The sequence below is a fragment of the Halobellus sp. Atlit-38R genome (assembly GCF_003665925.1).
Taxonomy (GTDB): domain Archaea; phylum Halobacteriota; class Halobacteria; order Halobacteriales; family Haloferacaceae; genus Haloquadratum; species Haloquadratum inordinatus.
In genome coordinates this window covers 1-458 of sequence record NZ_QXIJ01000327.1, presented here as the reverse complement: position 1 = coordinate 458, position 458 = coordinate 1, and the positions used below count along the sequence as shown (strand labels likewise).

Here is a 458-nt window from a genome sequence, read left to right as displayed (position 1 = left end):
TATCCGCATCAATCCGATCTTCGTCGGCGACCACCCAGCGCCGCGGAGTGCGGATTTTTAAGCCCCGTCGCGGCCGAGCGGGGGTATGACCAGATTCGACGCCGCGAGCGAGGACGAGCGGCTGAAGCTGTTCGCCGACGCCGCGGCCGCGCACCGCGCGCGCTCCGGCGACGTGATGACCGTCGACGTCGACCCCGACAGCGACGACACCGAGGGCGGCGAGGTGCCGCCGTGGATCCAGCTGGCGGGGACGGAGCTCATCATGGACTGTACCGACGAGGAGCTAGAGCGCCTGAAGGACCTGATCTCGGAGTTCCCGGAGTTCCGGATCGACGAGCTCGTCAGTCCGGAGGAGGCCGAGGGGACGAACGCCGTCGTCACCGCGCGGTCGGACGCGAACCGCGTCGCGGGTTTCGTCGAGCGCGCGTTCCGCGAGGTGTACGAGCTCGACGCCGAGT

At 69.2% G+C, this 458-nt stretch carries 1 protein-coding gene; it reads left to right on the top strand.

All coding sequences use genetic code 11. From position 1 onward, the window contains the following. Positions 1 to 85: 85 nt before the first annotated feature. The coding region (locus D3D02_RS19655) for a hypothetical protein (RefSeq protein ID WP_121571392.1) at positions 86 to 458 on the top strand (373 nt) is incomplete at its 3' end.